Raw genomic sequence first — 17,394 nt, forward strand, 5'->3', positions numbered from 1 at the left:
TTGAGAAATGGATTTACCTTTTGCAGAAAATTATAAAATAAAAATGGTAGAGCCCATCTACCGAAGCACCCGCGAAGAACGCGAAAAATGGATTCATCAGGCCCATTACAATTTATTCAATTTAAAAAGTAATCAGGTTTTTATTGACTTGCTAACCGATAGTGGAACCGGTGCGATGAGTGACCGTCAATGGGGCGCTTTGATGACCGGTGACGAAAGTTATGCCGGTTCGTCTTCTTACTTTCACCTCAAGGAGAAAGTCAAATCAATCTTCGGCTTCGACTACTTTCTGCCAGTTCACCAGGGAAGAGCAGCCGAAAATGTACTTTTCTCCGTGCTGGTAAAAGAAGGACAGCTTGTTCCGGGAAATTCCCACTTCGACACCACCAAAGGACACATCGAGTTCCGGAAGGCCAAAGCCATAGACTGCACTATTGATGAAGCTTTTGACACCAACGGCATGCATCCGTTTAAGGGCAATATATCGATAGACAAACTCACGCAGGTTCTGGAACAACACCCACGGGAGCAGATTCCTATGATTATTGTTACTCTCACCTGCAACAGTTCAGGAGGTCAACCGGTATCGATGAAAAACCTGCGAGAAATAAGGGAAGTGGCTGATCATTATCAGATTCCGGTCATCTTCGACTCCGCTCGTTTTGCCGAAAATGCCTGGTTTATTCAGAATCGTGAAGCGGGCTACCAAAACAAAAGTATTTGCGAAATAGTGACCGAGATGTACCAATATGCAGATGGTATGACCATGAGCAGTAAAAAGGACGGGATTGTAAATATTGGTGGTATTTTGGCCATGCGCCGCGAAGATTGGTATCAGCAAGCTACGGTTTACAACATCATGTTTGAAGGCTTTATCACCTATGGTGGAATGGCCGGACGCGACATGAATGCACTGGCCATTGGTCTCGAAGAAGTCACCGACGGAGCATACCTTGAAAACCGAATCCGCCAAGTTCACTACCTGGGTAACCAACTGATTGAACTGGGTATTCCGGTCCAGAAACCATTGGGAGGACATGCTGTTTTTGTTGATGCCAAACGCTTTTTACAACAAGTTCCGAAAGAAGAATACATCGCTCAAACACTGGCAATTGAACTCTATTTGGAAGCCGGAGTAAGAGGTGTGGAAGTGGGGACCTTGCTGGCCGACCGCGATCCGCTAACCAAAGCCAACCGGTATCCGCAGCTGGAGTTTTTGCGCCTGGCCATTCCGCGTCGAACCTATACCAATAATCACATGGACGTTGTAGCAGCCGGATTGAAGAACATTTTTGACCGACGAGATCAAATTACCAGAGGCTTCCGAATTGTAGAAGAAGCGCCTATTATGCGCCATTTTACAGTAAAACTGAAACGAAAATAAAACATGAAGCAGACTATAAAAGAATGTCTTTTCCAATGTAAAAACCGCTAAACAGATAGCCTGATTAGGACTGAGGTCCAAATCAGGCTTATTTTTTCAGTAGCTTAAAAGCGTGACTCCACTCATTGTTCCGAAACCCAGGAATGCACCAGAGCATACAAAGCGGCTCAATAGCTCGTGCAGCTTCTGCTTTGCCCATGTCGGCCGTTTCCCACCCAAAGAGATCCAACACCTCTTTTACTTGATTCTTGGCCTCTTCATTATTACCACAGATAAACATGGTCGGTTTGCCTTCTTCAAAATCAGGATTAACCATCAAGTCATTGCCCACACAGCTAAACGCCTTAACAAAATGAATCCGTGAATATTTTCCCTGCAGATGCTCCATCAGCGAAAAATTCATTTTCGTAAAAAAGTGTAAGACACCATGAATCGGTGGATCATCGCTAATTGGATTGCAGGTATCAATCACTGTTTTTCCGCGCAGGGAAGCCGCTCCTGCCAAATCAAGCACAAACTCCACCGCGCTACCTTTAACCGCTAACACAACCAAATCGCCAAAGTGGGCAGCATCCTCAAATGAACCAACCGAAGCCTTTTCTCCAGCCTCTTTCAGCCAATGCGCCAGCCGAAGTCTGTCGCGTGTTCCCACTTTAACCTCATAACCATATTTTAAAAAGCCATCAGCCAGCATCCGGCCAACACTTCCTGATCCTAAAATACCTACTTGTTTTCTCATTACTTTTCGCCTAAATAATTAATACTGATCATGTTATTGATAATACGCTTTATTTCGAGATTTGGTTTTCGCACTTTCCGGAAGATTTGTACCTTCAAATAAAATTCGAGCCCCATGTTGAAACCCGATTTTTTGCAGGCAGAAGACCGGATCAGGATTGTTGCACCGGCAGGAAAAGTAGTGAAAGAGAAAATACTGGACGGAGTGAATTTACTCAGCCAGCAAGGTTTTGAGGTAATCACAGGCGATCATGTCTTTAATTACTGTTTTCAATTTGCTGCAACCGATCAAAATCGTCTGAACGACCTGCAACAAGCACTGGACGACCCGCATTGCAAAGCCATCATCTGCGCTCGGGGTGGCTATGGAGCCATTCGCCTTGTTGACCGGATCGACCTTACTGCTTTTCGAAAACACCCGAAATGGCTGGTTGGTTTTAGCGACATTACGGTGCTGCACGCCCGACTTCAACAGGAAGGCTTTTGCAGCATACATGGCGCTATGCCCGGCTTCTACTTGAAAGATAATCAGCCAACAGAAAGCTTTGACAAACTTATAGAAACTTTGACAGGCAAGCACTCAGCCATAACCGTTTCCAGCCATCCATTGAATCGGGCTGGCCAAACCTCCGGCTCACTCGTTGGCGGAAACCTGTCCATCCTATACAGCCTGATGGGCACGCCACTGGAACCAAAAACGGATGGTAATATTTTATTTATTGAAGACCTGTCTGAATACCTCTATCACCTCGATCGAATTATGCACAGCCTGAAACTGGCTGGCAAACTAAAGAATCTTAGCGGCCTTATTCTTGGGGGATTTACCGAGATGAAAGACAACGATTCACCCTTTGGACAAACAGCCCCGGAAATCATTTGTGATGCCGTAAAGGACTACCACTACCCCATTTGCTTTGATTTCCCGGCAGGCCACATTGACCGCAACTTACCGCTTGTGTTTGGCGCCAAACATCATTTAAGTGTTGACATAGAAATGGCCGTACTGGAAACAATATAAGAAAGGGAACCTGCAATCAGATTCCCTTTTCATCTATGACTTTAATGAGTTAACCTCAGTCGTACTTGGTTGCTTTTTTTCTCTTTTCCACCCATAAGTATATGGTTGGTAGCACCAGGAGTGTCAGCAAAGTGGAGGTAATCAAACCTCCAATCACCACGGTCGCCAATGGGCGCTGTACTTCAGAGCCCGGACCGGAATTGAAGGCCATAGGAATAAAGCCCAAACTGGCCACCAAAGCCGTCATTAAAACCGGTCGCAAGCGGTCTGTTGCTCCGGCAATAACCGTTTCTTTAAGCGAATTTTTACTCTCCTTGCGCACTTCATTGATGTGGTCGAGCAATACAATGCCGTTGAGTACCGCCACACCAAACAAGGCAACAAAACCAATACTTGCCGAAACCGATAAATACAAGCCCCTCACCCACAAAAGGAATACGCCACCAGACAACGCAAATGGCAGGTTTAACAAGATGATCATGGCATAGCGCATGTTTCCGAAATTGAGGTACAACAAGCCGATAATAATAAACAAGGATAATGGAACCACCAGCAAAAGGTGATTCATCGCGCGCCGTTGATTTTCAAAGGTCCCACCATATTCGATAAAATAGCCCGGCGGAACAGCTGCCTGCTCACGAATAGCTTGCTGCAGCTGACCAACATAAGTACCAATATCAATATTTTTAATGTTGACACCAACAATCAGCCGGCGCCAGCCATTCTCACGCTGGATTTCGCGTGGCCCTTCCTGTGCAATAATCTGACTCACCCTTTTCAGTGGGATGAATTGCCCATTGGACAAAGGCACCGGAATTTGCTGAATCTGTTGCAATTGCTTACGAATATCTTCCGGGTAACGAACTAAGATATCAAAACGCCGCTGCCCTTCATAAACCTGGCCAGCCACCTGCCCTCCAATACCAGCCTCAATCACTTGCTGCACTTCATCTACATTCAACCCAAAGGAAGCTACAGCCTCTCGGTCAATTTCAATGGTTAGATAAGGCTGCCCGATTGCCTGCTCAATAAAAAAGTTATCGGTCCCTTCCAGTCCCGTTACCAATTGCGAAATCGACTCTCCAATTCGGCTTAGTTCTTCTAAATCTTCGCCATAAATCTTCACAGCCAGGTCTGATTTTACACCACTGGTCAACTCGTCTACCCGCATCGCAATGGGTTGAGTGAAATTGTAGGCCAACCCCGGTTCTGTTTTCAAATAAGGTTCAATTTCTGCAATAATATCTTGTTTGGTAATCCCTGCTCGCCATGCATCCGGGTTTTTCAAAACCACCCACACATCGGTTTGATGAACGCCCATCCAGTCGTTAGCTAAATCTGATCGTCCGGTTTTGGGAACCACCGTTTTAATCTCCGGAATATTTTTCATCAATTGTCCCCCCAGCCAGTTGGCATTTTCGATCGATTCTTCAAGCGTAACCGAGGGCATACGAACCTGTTCCACTAAAATAGACCCCTCCTCCAGCTCAGGCAAGAACTCGCTTCCCAAGCGCAACATCACCACCATCGACAGCGCGAAAACCATAAGAGCCACACTTAAAATCATGACTCGTTTTTGGATATTGCGCTCCAAAAAGCGCTGATAAATGGGTTGCAACCAGTTGACAAGCCAATTCTTCCGTGGTTTGACCCCCCGTTTAAAAATCAAGGCTGATATGGAGGGAATAAACACCAGTGCCAGCAACAGCGATCCCAGAACAGCAGCGGCCACCGTAATCGCCATCGGTCGGTATAGAATACCTTCCATCCCGCTGAAAGTCATGATAGGCACATACACCATCAAGATGATAAGCACCCCGAAAAAGATTGGGCGAGCAACTTGCTTGGCCGCCTTAATGATCACCTCGTCAGAGTTTTGGTCGCCCTTATTTTGGCGAAGGCGTTTAATGATGTTTTCAACCATCACGACCGAGCCATCAACGACCATTCCGAAGTCGATCGCACCTAAACTCATCAGGTTGGCAGCCAAACCAAATTCGCGCATCCCAATAAAAGCAAATAACATTGAAAGTGGGATAACCATCGCCACAATGATTGCCCCGGAAAATTCGCCCAGCAACAACAGCAGAACAACAATCACCAAAAACCCGCCTTCAATCAGATTGGTGGTAATGGTCCCGGTAGTTCGTTCAATTAAATCCGACTGGTCGTAAAATTTCTCAATCATCACCCCTTCGGGTAAATTTTGATTGACAGCTGCTATTTTCGCTTCAATTTCAGCAATCACTTCCCGTCCGTTTCCTCCGCGCAGCATCATCACAATTCCGGTTACCACCTCTCCTTGCCCATCTCGCGTAACACCACCCTGCCGAATTTGCGTTCCCAACTCCACATCTGCTAAATCTTTGATAAAAACCGGCTTATTATCGAGCTTGGTCACCACAATATTGAGAATATCTTCTTTTTTATTAATCTGACCAAAGCCACGGACAATATATTGCTCACGGTTATGTTCCAGGAAGTTCCCGCCCGACACGCTGTTGTTTTGCTCAATAGCCTGAATGATATCCTGAATACCGATACCATAATTGCTCATTTTACCCGGCTGGATGATGACATTGTACTGCTTGACAAATCCCCCGAAAGAATTGATTTCGGTCACACCCTTGACAATTTTCAGCTGTGGAGCAATCAGCCAGTCCTGAATCTCGCGAAGTTCAGTGAGCGAATAATTTTCTCCTTTCACTTCATACTGATAGATTTCACCCAGCGCGGTTGAAATGGGCCCCAACTGAGGTGTTGAAACATCGGGAGGCAACTCATCACTAATAGATTGCAAGCGCTGACTGACCATTTGGCGAGCAAAATAAATATCGGTATTTTCTTCAAATTCAACAGTTACCGCTGACAAACCAAACTGGGAAATGGAACGTACTTCTTTCACATCAGGCAGTCCGTTCATGGCCGTCTCAATAGGGTAACTAACCAATTTTTCAACATCGTAAGGCGAATAACGCCCGGCTTTGGTAATCACCAATACCTGCACAGGAGTAACATCGGGCAGCGAGTTGATGGGTATTCGCAGCAACGAAAATACCCCGGCCGCCCCCATCAGGAGGACTAAGGAAAGGGCTACAAATTTTTGTCTGACTGAAAATTCTATAATATGGTTGAGCATGATCGTAGTGGATTTATTTATTCTTCGGTTATCAACTCAAAGCGTGAAAGCGCCTTCAAACTAAAGACCTGCGAGATGGCAACTTCTTCGTCATTCTGCATTCCTCCGCTAACAATGGCCAACTGATCACGTATTTCTGCAATTTCAATCCTTCGTTTCTCGAAAGTGCGATCATCTTTCCGAACAAAAACAATCGCCTGATTGCCATCGTAAGTCACGGCCTTCAGAGGCACGGCAAACACTTCACCCAACGAGCTGGTTGCAATCTCCATCCGCACATTTTCACCGGGCTTAGGCCAGCCATCAACCGGATAAATTTCCACGTTGACCACCACCGACCGGTTTTCTTCGTCCAGCCCGGGATTAACAGAACTCACCACCGTTGCAATTCCCAGCTGGTCATTGTCACGACGACCAATCTGAACCGAGTCTCCGGTTTGAATCGAACGGGCATCTTCCGGGCTAAGGTATCCCCGAATCAACACTTTTTGGGTATCAATAATTCGTCCTAGCTTTTCCAGGGCATTAACCGATTGCCCCAATTCAACCATCCGCTGATCAAACTTTCCGGCAATAGGCGCATGAATTTTCAGACTTGGATCAATATTTTCAGCACTTTTAAAGGCTTCAATTTCGTGATCCGGAACCCCAATAGCTTTCAACTTAGCTACAGCAGCAATGGATGCGGCAGAAGCTCGTTGATAGTCGGACATCGCCCGGTCCAATTCCGATTTCGAACTGATGGATTGTTCAACCAATTGCTTCAGGCGCTCCAAACGGGTGGTCTGAAAACGCTCTTCTGCCAGCCCCTGTAAATATTCAGCCACAAGATTACCAAAAACCAGGCTTTCAATTTTGAAGAGCTCCTGCCCCTTTCTGACTGGGTCTCCATCACTAACCAGCACCGCACTAAGCCGCCCATCGAGAGGTGTACTGATAATACTGACATAGCCCGATGCCGGAAAAACAACGCCAGGAACCAACAAGCTATAATTCTGAATAGTACTGCTTACCGAGGCAGTCACGATTTTCAACTCCTCTTTTTCTTTTTCTGAAAGTTGGATAATTAACTTCCCTTCTGGCTTTCCTGAAACGGAGGGCGGGCTTTCTTCAATTTGAACAGCAGCCCCCTTGTTCGTTTTATCATCGGAACAACTGTACCACAATAGCGGAAACAAGAAGAGCATGATTAATGGATATAAACGTTTTTTTGTTATCATGATGTATGTGTTTAGTAGACTAACTCCTGGTCAAGAAATTTCTCCAACTGCGCCAATTGCAAATAATAATCGCGTAAGGAAGAGAGGTAACGTTTCTGATTAATCAAATAGGTTTGCTGCGCATTAATAAGATTCAACAAATCAATTTCCCCAAGCTGGTAAGCTTTCAAACTCAGCTGTTGCAGCTTTTGCGACTTGGCACTCATGCTTTCATTGTACCGATCAATGATCTGTTTGCTACTTTCATAGCTATGCCAGGCATGTTCAATTTGCTGTTTCATATCCAACTCAATCGACTTTTGTTGCCACTCGACTTCGGTTTGCCGCGCTTCGGCCATCCGTATTTTACCTTTTTGTTCAAAGGGAAGCCAAATGGGAATGCTTAAGCCCACTTCAAAACCATTGAAACTAAATCCATCGCCATAATTTTGCTTATAAAGGTTGAAACTGATATCGGGGAGTATATTGCTCTTGGCTTCCTTCAACTTATTTTGCGAAGCTTGATAGTCATACAAAGCAGCAACATAAAGCGGTTGTTCCTGCAAAACAGCCAACGCTTGAATCTGCTTTATTTCAACCACTTTGCTACTTAAGGTATCCGAGAATTGAATCTGATAATTAATTTCAGCGATTTCAAGCCCCATCAGGTAAAACAAACTATAGCGCGCCTGATGTAGCAACCGGCTGGACTCGCTCAACACATTCTGGGCTTCGGCAACCTGCAACTCAGCATTCAACAACTCCATCCCATTACCCATCCCCGTTTCGAACCGGGTGTACGCCGCATTATACAGTTCATCGGCCAATTCGCGTTGCTGCTTGCCAAGCGCCTGCAAATGCAGCGCATACAAAACTTCGATGTAGCGCGATTTCACCTGCGACTCAATTTCTTTTTCCAAAGCTCTAACCCTAAAACTTAAGGCTTTGGCTTCTTGTTTTACGCCTTTTATACGATAGATTGTGGTCAGCGGAAAGTCGACCGACTGCGAGATCGTCCATCGACGCTCTTCAAATGGTTTGGCAGCCCGAGAATTGATTCCCTCCTCAAAATAGCTGATTTCCGGAGCCTCAATGCCGGTAAGGGTTCGCCACTCATTTTCCTTTTGGCTCAGCAGCGCTTTGGCTTGATTCAGATCCGGATTGTTTAACAGGGCTGAATCAACGGCTTGCTGAAGTACTAACAGGCTTTCCTGCCCATTGGTAACAGCAGCGCATAATAAAAATAAGATCGTTAGTAGTTTAAGCATGGCAATTGATATGAGAACAAATGTTTATTTTACAAGACAATCAATACTAAAAATTGTTTTGTAACTAATTTACAGATTTTGCTATTCAATTCCATTCACTTAACTTGCTTAAAATCTTTCTGTCATGAGCCTTCAAAAAGAAACTGGAAATAAAGGAGAGGAGTTGGCCCAGGAGCATTTACGCACTCTGGGCTATCAAATACTGGAAACCAACTGGCGACATCATTACTACGAAATCGATATCATAGCGCTTGATAAGGATGAACTTGTCATTGTAGAAGTAAAAACCCGGGGTAGCGACAGCTATGAGCATCCTGCTGAAGCTATCAGTAATAAGAAAATCCGTTTTTTGGTGAACGCTGCCGAAGCCTATATCCTGGAGCAAGACAGTGAGCGGGACACCCGTTTCGATGTGATTTCGATTATTTTTCATGGACAAGACTTTGAGCTGGAGCACTTTAAAGACGCCTTTTACCCAACAGCCTGAAATTGATCATTAAATCTTATTTTTGACCCATCAAAGAATACGATGAACATTGAAGAATTGAGAAATTATTGCCTCTCAAAATCAGGCACAACCGAAGAGTTCCCTTTCGACGAAAGCACCTTGGTTTTTAAAGTCGTGGGGAAAATATACGCGTTGACCGATCTGGAAAGCGATTTGAGTATTAACTTAAAGTGCTTACCCGAAAAAGCAATTGAACTAAGGGAACAACACCGTTGTGTTTTACCTGGCTACCACATGAATAAAAAACACTGGAACACGGTATTGGTAGATGGTTCAGTCTCCGATCGACAAATTCAGGAATGGATCGACCATTCTTACACGCTGGTTGTTGAAAAACTAAGCAGAAAACAAAAAGACGAATTATCACAACTTTAAAATCAACAGATGATCGAATTTGAATTGCAGACAGAATACATTGAACTGATTAAACTCCTGAAGTTGCTACGCCTGGTTGAATCGGGTGGCATTGCCAAGCTTGTGGTTGAAGATGGGCTGGTTAGTTTAAACGGCGAAGTAGAATACCGCAAACGGGCTAAAATACGAGTTGGAGATCAAATTGAATTTGAAGGACAAACAATTCTTGTAAAATAGCCTGAGGTCGACCTAAATGTAAAATACAAAAATTTAAGGTTTTCCTTAAGAAGATGAAAGCCACAGGAAACAGTCGAGACAAAATTGATCTGCCTTAAAAGGCTCTATCGATCGGAATCCTATTACCTATTAAAATAAGAGCTGAAGTCCTAAAAAAAGAAAGCCGGCGAGAATTCGCCGGCTCGAAATGCTTGTGTGCTTAAGAGAGAAATAAAAGAGAGTTAGAAGAAAAGGTTTAACGATATTTGACCCCCTTGAATTCATTCAAATTTACATCAAGAAGCACCAATTAAACAAGTTTTTCAACCTACATTATATGAACTGGCACTTTTAGACCCAAAACAGCCCTTCTTGACTCATGAACGAAATTATTTTGTAAAATACAAAAGGGAACATCGTGCCATTTTATACCTCCTTTTAGAACTTCAAACTCAATCCGACCCCAAATAATTGCTTAAACTGAACCCGGGGACCATTCTCAACAACCACCCCATCTTTCTCAATAGCGATGTTCACATCATCGTCATAAATCATGTTTGTAATTAAATTTGCCGATAGATAATCGTTGATTTTCATATTCACGAAAACATCCCAATGCATATCAATATTTTGGGGCGTATCCAGATAATTCGAAAACAGGTCCAACTTCGTTTCCAGGCTGACGTTCTTCACAACCGTAGTTTTAAATTGGGTTTTGATAAAAGCTCCCAGTTCCGAGCGGCTTTTCTTGCCTGGGTCAAGGCCATAAGCCTCGGATAGAGCCTCATCGGTAACGACGGTCATTTTTCCGGTCAGCGGCGAGACAAAAAGCGAGAACTTGTCATTTGGCTTATAGTCGGCACCCAAGGCTAAGGTAAAATAACCAGGCGCCATAAAGGACGAAATGACCTTTTCTGTATCCGGATATTTATAACCATCAGTCATTTGTGTCCGAAAATTAAACAAGACCGTATAAAATATTTTACTTTCGGATGACGGTCTCAGTCCTAGTTTCGAGCTCAAGTCAATTTTATCATCCGTTTTCACGGCCTTGTCACTCTCTTCTTTCAAAAGTCCATACCCCAAATCAAGACCATTCTCCCAGCTCAAATTATCTTTCTCATAATTGCCAAAGACATTGAAAAGCAGCGTTCCCGAGGCTGAACTCTTTCCTCCTGCCGCCCAATTGGTGAGCGAAACCTGAGAGAAATTGACCGAAATTGTGCCACCCTTTGTCCATACTTTTGTTGTATCGCTGGCCGATTGTGAAAAGCCAATGAATGGAAGAAGTAGAAATAAACTTAATAATTGCTTCACAGAAAAGATTGTCTTCATAAAAATTGAACTTCATTATTTTTGAACATGAACATCCATTTGTGGAAAGGGAATATTCAATCCGGCTTTTGGGAATTCTTTGTATACTTGTTCGGTCAAATCAAACTTTACGCCCCAATAATCTGTGGCTTCAGACCACACCCGAACAGTAATGTTCACCGAGCTGTCGGCCAATTCGCTCAATACAATAAACGGAGCAGGATCTTTTAGAATCCGGGAATCAGCTCCAACCAACCTTGTAATCACAGACTTGGCCTGGTCATAATCATCGCCATAGGCAACACCAAAAACAAAATCGACCCGGCGACGTGCTTCAGTAGAATAGTTTTTGACCGACCCGGTAGACAAGCCACCATTGGGAATAATAATCGTCACATTATCGGGTGTTTTCAAAATGGTGTTGAAGATCTGGATTTCCCGAACACTTCCGGCATACCCTTGGGCTTCAATGTAATCACCTACGTTAAACGGTTTGATGATGAGAATAATAACACCGCCTGCAAAATTCTGCAAGGTACCGGAAAGAGCCATACCAATAGCCAAGCCTGCAGCACCAAGAATAGCAATGAATGAGGTCATCTGAATGCCCATCATACCAATAACGGAGACCACTAATAAAATTTTCAATACGATACTGAACATACTTTTCAGAAAGCCTCGAAGAGAAACATCAACATTCTTTCGATCCATCAAGCGCGAAAAAGCATTCGAAATAACATTAATAATCCATAGTCCTACCAAAAGGGTTATCACTGCCGAAATCAACTTAATACCATAGAGAACGGCCATTTCGGTCAACCACTCAGAACCTTGCTGTAAATAATCCATAATCTGACGAATTTAGAGTTTCATAATAGTGATCAATTTACAACACTTGCCCGAAATAAACCAAAAAGACAAAAAAAAGACGACCCAAAGGTCGTCTTCTATTAATTTCAACTACTTATTTATACCCAATATCATGCTATCATTTCCATCATGGTCAAAGTATCTTTCACTTGGTGCATGCGAGAAATCTCTTCATCCTTCACGTTGATTTTAAAACATTCTTCCAAATAAAAAAGGAACAATGCCCAATCGACGTGATCGAAATTTAAGTCTTCATCAAAGGCTGCATTCAGCTCAATCTCCCTTCTGGGCACACCCGTTTTCCTTAAAACCCGATACAAGGTCCTTCTAATTGTCTTGTTTTCCATCATGTTTAATTTTGTTTCATGCCCAATTGTTCTCTGGCTTAAGGACATAAATTCATCGCAAATATAAAAAAATCGAATAAAGTACTAAACGATTCAAAGATTAAAATAGTTTTTGAGAATTGAAAAAATCAGGAAGATAATTTAACTTCGGATGTTTCAAGTTTAACACGGAAACTTACAGTCACTTAGACCATTCTTTCCGAAGCAAGCTGTAGATTTCTAAATCAATGTATTTTGCTTGATGTTTCTCTCCATCCCGCTCTACGCCTTCAAGCTGAAAACCAAGCCGTTTGGGAACAGCTGAACTTTTCAGATTACCCACTCCACAGCGAATAACAATCCGGTTCATTCCCAAATGAGAAAAAGCAAACTCGATTAAGGCCTGAGTTGACAAAACAATGATTCCTTTTCCGGTCCTATTTTCGATAAGCCAATAGCCGATTTCTGTTTTGAGGTTAATACGGTCGGTGTCCTTGTATCCAATCAATCCGGCAAAGCGATTCTCATACCAAATAACAAACACCTCATCGCGATCTTTCGCCGGCACGGCAATAATCGACTGAATAAAAGCTTCGGTATCCTCTTGTGTTTCGGTATCCTGCACAAAAGGAAGCCAGGGTGACAAAAACGCGCGGTTTTGATCAATCGCCTGAAACACTTGAAATGCGTGGGAGAATTTCAACGGTTCCAAAGCTATTTTCGAACTTACAATCAGCCTTTCCATAGAGCCGTCAAGATACTTATTTTTATGAAACGTCCTTTCGAAAGCGTTCAGATCTCCGTTTCGTGACACTCCCAAGATTAATTATATTTGTGCTACCGCTGAAGACAACAGCAACATAAAATGACCCTAACGATAAAAAATTAATTCTATGAAACAGCTCCTGATAGCGATGGTTGCCGGACTTTTATTTTTACAGGTTTCGTGTGAAAACTCGAAAGACAGCAAAGAAAACGGCACGCTGGTAAAAGTTGAAACATCTTATGGCAACATCACCATACGCTTATTTGATGAAACACCCATTCACCGTGATAATTTTATCAAATTAGCCAACGAGGGCTTCTATGACGGGCTTCTTTTTCACCGAATCATCGAGAATTTTATGATCCAGGGGGGCGATCCTGATTCGAAGAATGCGGCTCCGGGGCAGCGCCTGGGAAGAGGCGGTCCGGGTTACACCCTTCCGGCCGAGATTAACGAGATCTTCTTCCACAAAAAAGGCGTGCTCGCTGCTGCCCGTCGCGGAGGTCCGGACAATCCAGAGAAACGCTCATCCGGTTCGCAATTCTATATTTTGCAGGGAACTGTTTTCACTCCTGGCGCATTGGACACCATAGAACAGAAGATGAATCAGCAACAACAGCGAGCCATCACGCAGAAACATCTTGCTCAGGCTCAGCAAGAGTTGAACGAGCTGCGCAAAGCCGGTGATCATGACCAATTCAACATTCGCGTAGCCGAAATTAGAGAAAAAGCCAACGAAGAAGTCAGCCAGCTTCCCGAGCTCAAAATAGCGCCCGAGCGCCGCGAAGCGTACACCACCGTTGGCGGTTATCCTTCGCTGGATCAGGAATACACTATTTTTGGTGAAGTGGTTGAAGGACTGGACGTACTTGATAAAATTGCCGCGGTAGAAACGGACCAATCTGACCGCCCGGTAGAAGACATTCAAATGAAAGTGAAAGTACTGGATTGATGAAGCAACTAATACTAACTATATTCGTTTTTTTGAGCTTGAATGGCGTGATTCGGGCTCAAAGCCGGGTGGTGGAAGTAAAAACCAACCTGGGCACCATGAAATTTGAATTGTACAATGACACGCCCAAACACCGAAATGCCTTTATCAGACTGGCCAACCAAGGTTATTACGATGGTACTTTGTTTTACCGGGTCATCGAAAACTTTCTGATCCAGGGAGGCTCCAAGTCATCGCGCAACGCGCCTCCCGGGAGGCGCATCGGCTATGGCGATCCGGAACATACGGTCGATGACGAGATTCTGGATCACTATTATCATCAAAAAGGCGCGTTGTGCGCTCCACGCCAACCCGACGAGGTCAATCCGTTCAAACAGTCCGACATTTCACAATTCTACATCGTAAAAGGACAAATATTTACCGAAGGACAACTCGACACGATGGAAATGGCGGTCAACCGTCCCATCCGCAAGAAAATTACCAAACAAATTTACACCGCTGAAATTCGGGAAAAACTGAAACAACTCAAAGCCGAACAAAAAGTAGACGCATTTCGTGAAATTGCCGATCGGGTTAAGAAAGATATCGAATCTGCCTACCAGCTCAATCCAAATGTGTTGAAATTATCAGAGGCCCAGCGCAAAGCCTACAGCACCGTTGGCGGCTACCCCGACCTGGATGGTAAATACACCATTTTTGGTCAGTGTATCAGTGGTTTTGAGGTGATAAACAAAATTGCCGCGCTGAAAACCGATGAAAATAACCGGCCCTTAAAAGATGTAATCATTGAAGTGAATGTGATCGAATGAAAAACCTAAAGTACCTCTTGTTTTTTCTGCTCGCTTGTTGGCTCTTGGTTAGCTGCACGTCGTCTTCTCCCCAAAAAGAAGAAAACAATTCGACTAAAGCCCAACAAACAAAAGCGGAACCGGCTGATTCAGAGCAAAGCTATACCCAATTTATTCCTTCACTGGTTAAGATTGAAAGTTTTAACAAAGGGCGCTTTTTAGAGAGCGAAACGGCATTTTTTGTCGGCAAGCAGGAGATTGTGTGTCGGCTATCCATGCTCGAAAATGCTACCGATGCCCGCATCACTCCCTTTGATGAAGAAAAAGCCTACGCCATTTCAGGCTACCTCGCAGTTGACCGTATCAACAACCTTGCCTTGCTAAAAGTAGAAGGCGTACAACGCGATCCTATTCCGCTTTATCCGGGTATTGTTCCCAAAACAGCCAAAAGCATTTACCTCACCAAGCCTCAAAGCAACACCTTGCCTCTGCATCGTGGTCAGGTGCTCGATTACTCTACCGTTTCAGGCGTCAAACAGTATCGGGTCGACAACCTATTTCGATCAAAATCGTACGGCACCCCGGTGTTTGTGTCCAATCTCCAGTGTATCGGCCTAGGGTATTCTGAAGTGGTCACTTACGAAAATCAAAATCTGGTTATTCCTTCAACCTACATTGCTGCCTTGCTTGCTAAAAAATCGGAGAATGCGCAAAAGCTGGAGAATCTACGTACCCAGGCCAGCCAGGCCATGAGTGAGGCCAACAGCAGAATTAAAGGCTTACGCATTGAAACCGACTACGGCAACATTCAGATTCGGCTGTTCAATGAAACGCCCGAATATCGGGATAATTTCGTCCGCCTGGTACGCGAGAATTACTACGACAGTTTGCTGATTCACCGCGTAATCAAAGGCTTTGGCATTCAAAGTGGCGCGGCCGACACCCGCTATGCCGGCCCCAATGACCTCGTGGGTTGGAAAGGTCCCGGCTACAGCTTGCCTGCTCATATTATTCCAACATTCTTTCACCGGCGAGGCATGATTGGCTCCCCCCGAAAACCCGATCGTGGCAACAGCAAGCGTCGCTCCGATGGATCGCAGTTTTACATTGTTACCGGCCGGGTCTACTCCGACAGTGAACTGGATGCCATCGAAGAAGAGAATGAGCATCGGTTTACGGCCGATCAACGGCGAATTTATAAAATTGAGGGTGGTGCCCCTCACCTGGATGGAACCTACACCATTTTTGGTGAAGTGGTGAATGGCTTGCATGTGGCTGATGAGATTGTAAAACTTCAAACGGACGAAGATTTTAGGCCCATAGAAAACATTCGCATAAAAAAAGTCACCATTATCGACTAGGCTTCTTGTATTTCCTTCCATCCAATTTACGATTTCCCCATCGAATGATTATCTTTGCCGATCTATTTCAACAGGACAGACGATGTTAGACAAAATTAAGCAGTTACAAGATGAAATTGAAGCGTTGGTTGCTTCAAGCCAAGACGAAGTGGAAGAACTCCGCATCAAGTACATCAGTAAAAAAGGATTGGTTAGCCAATTGTTTGCTGATTTTAAGACGGTACCTACCGAACAGAAAAAAGCTGTTGGACAAGCCATCAATGTTTTGAAAAACAAAGCGCTCGATAAAATTAACGAGCTAAAAGAAAGCTTCGAAAATGCTGACCAGGGAGCCGAAGGTACTGACTTAAGTCGTCCGGGCGAGCCTATGCGACTAGGAACGCGTCACCCACTAGCCATTGTTCGTAATGAAATTGTTGAAATATTTGCCCGACTTGGATTTACCGTGGCTGAAGGCCCGGAGATTGAAGATGACTGGCATGTGTTCTCGGCCTTGAATTTCCCACCGGAACACCCCGCCCGCGACATGCAGGATACCTTTTTCATTGAGAAAGATCCGGATGTGCTGCTGCGTACCCACACTTCCAGTGTGCAAGCCCGCGTGATGCAGAAAACACAACCACCCATCCGCGCTATTTTCCCAGGACGCGTTTTCCGTAACGAAGCCATTTCGGCTCGTGCGCACTGTATTTTCCACCAGATTGAAGGTTTGTATGTGGATGAAAACGTATCGTTTGCCGACCTGAAACAGACGCTGCTGTATTTCTCTCGCGAGTTGTTTGGTGAAAAAACAGAGATTCGTCTGCGCCCGTCTTACTTCCCATTTACCGAGCCTTCGGCCGAAATGGATGTGAGCTGCTCCATTTGTGGCGGAAAAGGTTGCAACGTGTGTAAATACACCGGTTGGTTAGAAATCTTAGGCTGTGGAATGGTTGATCCCAATGTACTCGATTTGTGCGGAATCGACTCGAAAAAATACACCGGATTTGCTTTCGGAATGGGAATTGAACGAATCACCATGTTGAAATACGGAATCAAAGACATCCGGCATTTCTTCGAAAATGATGTTCGCTTCCTACGTCAATTTGAATCAGCATATTAGAATAAAAATAAATTCATACAAAGGAATCCTGAACTACGGTTCGGGATTTTTTATTTCTACCAATTGGAAACCGGCTGGAGAAAATCACTGT

The 17,394-nt window shown here is 44.3% G+C and carries 17 protein-coding genes; 9 read left to right on the plus strand and 8 right to left on the minus strand.

The window, feature by feature from the left end:
- The first annotated feature begins 7 nt into the window (after positions 1-7).
- Positions 8-1,384 (plus strand): tryptophanase, encoded by a 1,377-nt coding sequence (locus ACUNWA_RS12300; RefSeq protein WP_445592213.1) that lies wholly within the window; start codon positions 8-10, stop codon positions 1,382-1,384.
- An 88-nt stretch (positions 1,385-1,472) separates the two neighbouring features.
- Here the strand turns inward: ACUNWA_RS12300 and ACUNWA_RS12305 are convergent, their stop codons facing one another.
- Positions 1,473-2,123, minus strand: a complete 651-nt coding sequence (locus tag ACUNWA_RS12305; RefSeq protein ID WP_445592214.1) for an NADPH-dependent F420 reductase — start codon at positions 2,121-2,123, stop codon at positions 1,473-1,475.
- Positions 2,124-2,237: 114 nt separating this feature from the next.
- On the opposite strand from ACUNWA_RS12305, the gene ACUNWA_RS12310 reads away from it, so the two are divergent.
- Entirely contained in the window at positions 2,238-3,140 is a 903-nt protein-coding gene (locus tag ACUNWA_RS12310) for a S66 peptidase family protein (protein ID WP_445592215.1), read from the plus strand.
- Between the two features lie 55 nt (positions 3,141-3,195).
- Here the strand turns inward: ACUNWA_RS12310 and ACUNWA_RS12315 are convergent, their stop codons facing one another.
- From ACUNWA_RS12315 to ACUNWA_RS12325, 3 genes are read right to left on the minus strand one after another with little or no spacing between them, the layout of a single operon-like run.
- Complete coding sequence (locus ACUNWA_RS12315; RefSeq protein WP_445592216.1) at positions 3,196-6,279, minus strand: efflux RND transporter permease subunit; 3,084 nt, start codon at positions 6,277-6,279, stop codon at positions 3,196-3,198.
- Between the two features lie 17 nt (positions 6,280-6,296).
- Positions 6,297-7,499, minus strand: coding sequence for an efflux RND transporter periplasmic adaptor subunit (locus ACUNWA_RS12320; protein ID WP_445592217.1), 1,203 nt, complete (start codon positions 7,497-7,499; stop codon positions 6,297-6,299).
- Positions 7,500-7,510: 11 nt separating this feature from the next.
- Positions 7,511-8,746 (minus strand): TolC family protein, encoded by a 1,236-nt coding sequence (locus ACUNWA_RS12325; protein ID WP_445592218.1) that lies wholly within the window; start codon positions 8,744-8,746, stop codon positions 7,511-7,513.
- A gap of 124 nt (positions 8,747-8,870) precedes the next feature.
- Between ACUNWA_RS12325 and ACUNWA_RS12330 the strand changes: the two genes are divergently transcribed.
- The 3 genes from ACUNWA_RS12330 to ACUNWA_RS12340 are packed head-to-tail and all read left to right on the plus strand — an operon-like array spanning position 8,871 to position 9,845.
- On the plus strand, positions 8,871-9,233 hold the full coding sequence (locus tag ACUNWA_RS12330; RefSeq protein ID WP_445592219.1) for a YraN family protein: 363 nt from the start codon (positions 8,871-8,873) through the stop codon (positions 9,231-9,233).
- A gap of 42 nt (positions 9,234-9,275) precedes the next feature.
- Positions 9,276-9,629 carry an MmcQ/YjbR family DNA-binding protein gene (locus ACUNWA_RS12335; protein ID WP_445592220.1) on the plus strand — a complete coding sequence of 118 codons (354 nt, stop codon included), beginning with the start codon at positions 9,276-9,278 and terminating at the stop codon, positions 9,627-9,629.
- 9 nt (positions 9,630-9,638) lie between these two features.
- Positions 9,639-9,845, plus strand: coding sequence for an RNA-binding S4 domain-containing protein (locus tag ACUNWA_RS12340; RefSeq protein WP_445592221.1), 207 nt, complete (start codon positions 9,639-9,641; stop codon positions 9,843-9,845).
- Positions 9,846-10,262: 417 nt separating this feature from the next.
- Here the strand turns inward: ACUNWA_RS12340 and ACUNWA_RS12345 are convergent, their stop codons facing one another.
- From ACUNWA_RS12345 to ACUNWA_RS12360, 4 genes are all read right to left on the minus strand, one after another.
- Positions 10,263-11,159: a DUF3078 domain-containing protein gene (locus tag ACUNWA_RS12345; RefSeq protein ID WP_445592222.1), complete on the minus strand. Its 897-nt coding sequence runs from the start codon at positions 11,157-11,159 to the stop codon at positions 10,263-10,265.
- A gap of 15 nt (positions 11,160-11,174) precedes the next feature.
- Positions 11,175-11,987, minus strand: a complete 813-nt coding sequence (locus tag ACUNWA_RS12350) for a mechanosensitive ion channel family protein (protein ID WP_445592223.1) — start codon at positions 11,985-11,987, stop codon at positions 11,175-11,177.
- A gap of 131 nt (positions 11,988-12,118) precedes the next feature.
- The gene (locus ACUNWA_RS12355) at positions 12,119-12,358 is read right to left on the minus strand and encodes an acyl carrier protein (protein ID WP_445592224.1); all 240 of its coding nucleotides are present in this window, start codon (positions 12,356-12,358) and stop codon (positions 12,119-12,121) included.
- A gap of 178 nt (positions 12,359-12,536) precedes the next feature.
- Positions 12,537-13,148: a GNAT family N-acetyltransferase gene (locus ACUNWA_RS12360; protein WP_445592225.1), complete on the minus strand. Its 612-nt coding sequence runs from the start codon at positions 13,146-13,148 to the stop codon at positions 12,537-12,539.
- Between the two features lie 79 nt (positions 13,149-13,227).
- Here ACUNWA_RS12360 and ACUNWA_RS12365 point away from each other — a divergent pair, with 79 nt between their 5' ends.
- From ACUNWA_RS12365 to pheS, 4 genes are all read left to right on the plus strand, one after another.
- Positions 13,228-14,052: a peptidylprolyl isomerase gene (locus ACUNWA_RS12365; protein WP_445592226.1), complete on the plus strand. Its 825-nt coding sequence runs from the start codon at positions 13,228-13,230 to the stop codon at positions 14,050-14,052.
- Positions 14,052-14,861, plus strand: a complete 810-nt coding sequence (locus ACUNWA_RS12370) for a peptidylprolyl isomerase (RefSeq protein ID WP_445592227.1) — start codon at positions 14,052-14,054, stop codon at positions 14,859-14,861. Before ACUNWA_RS12365 ends, ACUNWA_RS12370 begins: the two co-directional genes overlap by 1 nt.
- A complete protein-coding gene (locus ACUNWA_RS12375) occupies positions 14,858-16,201 on the plus strand; it encodes a peptidylprolyl isomerase (RefSeq protein WP_445592228.1) in 1,344 nt (447 codons plus the stop codon). Before ACUNWA_RS12370 ends, ACUNWA_RS12375 begins: the two co-directional genes overlap by 4 nt.
- A gap of 82 nt (positions 16,202-16,283) precedes the next feature.
- Complete coding sequence (pheS, locus tag ACUNWA_RS12380; protein ID WP_445592229.1) at positions 16,284-17,303, plus strand: phenylalanine--tRNA ligase subunit alpha; 1,020 nt, start codon at positions 16,284-16,286, stop codon at positions 17,301-17,303.
- The last annotated feature ends 91 nt before the right edge of the window (positions 17,304-17,394 follow it).

The organism is Sunxiuqinia sp. sy24 (assembly GCF_052677165.1).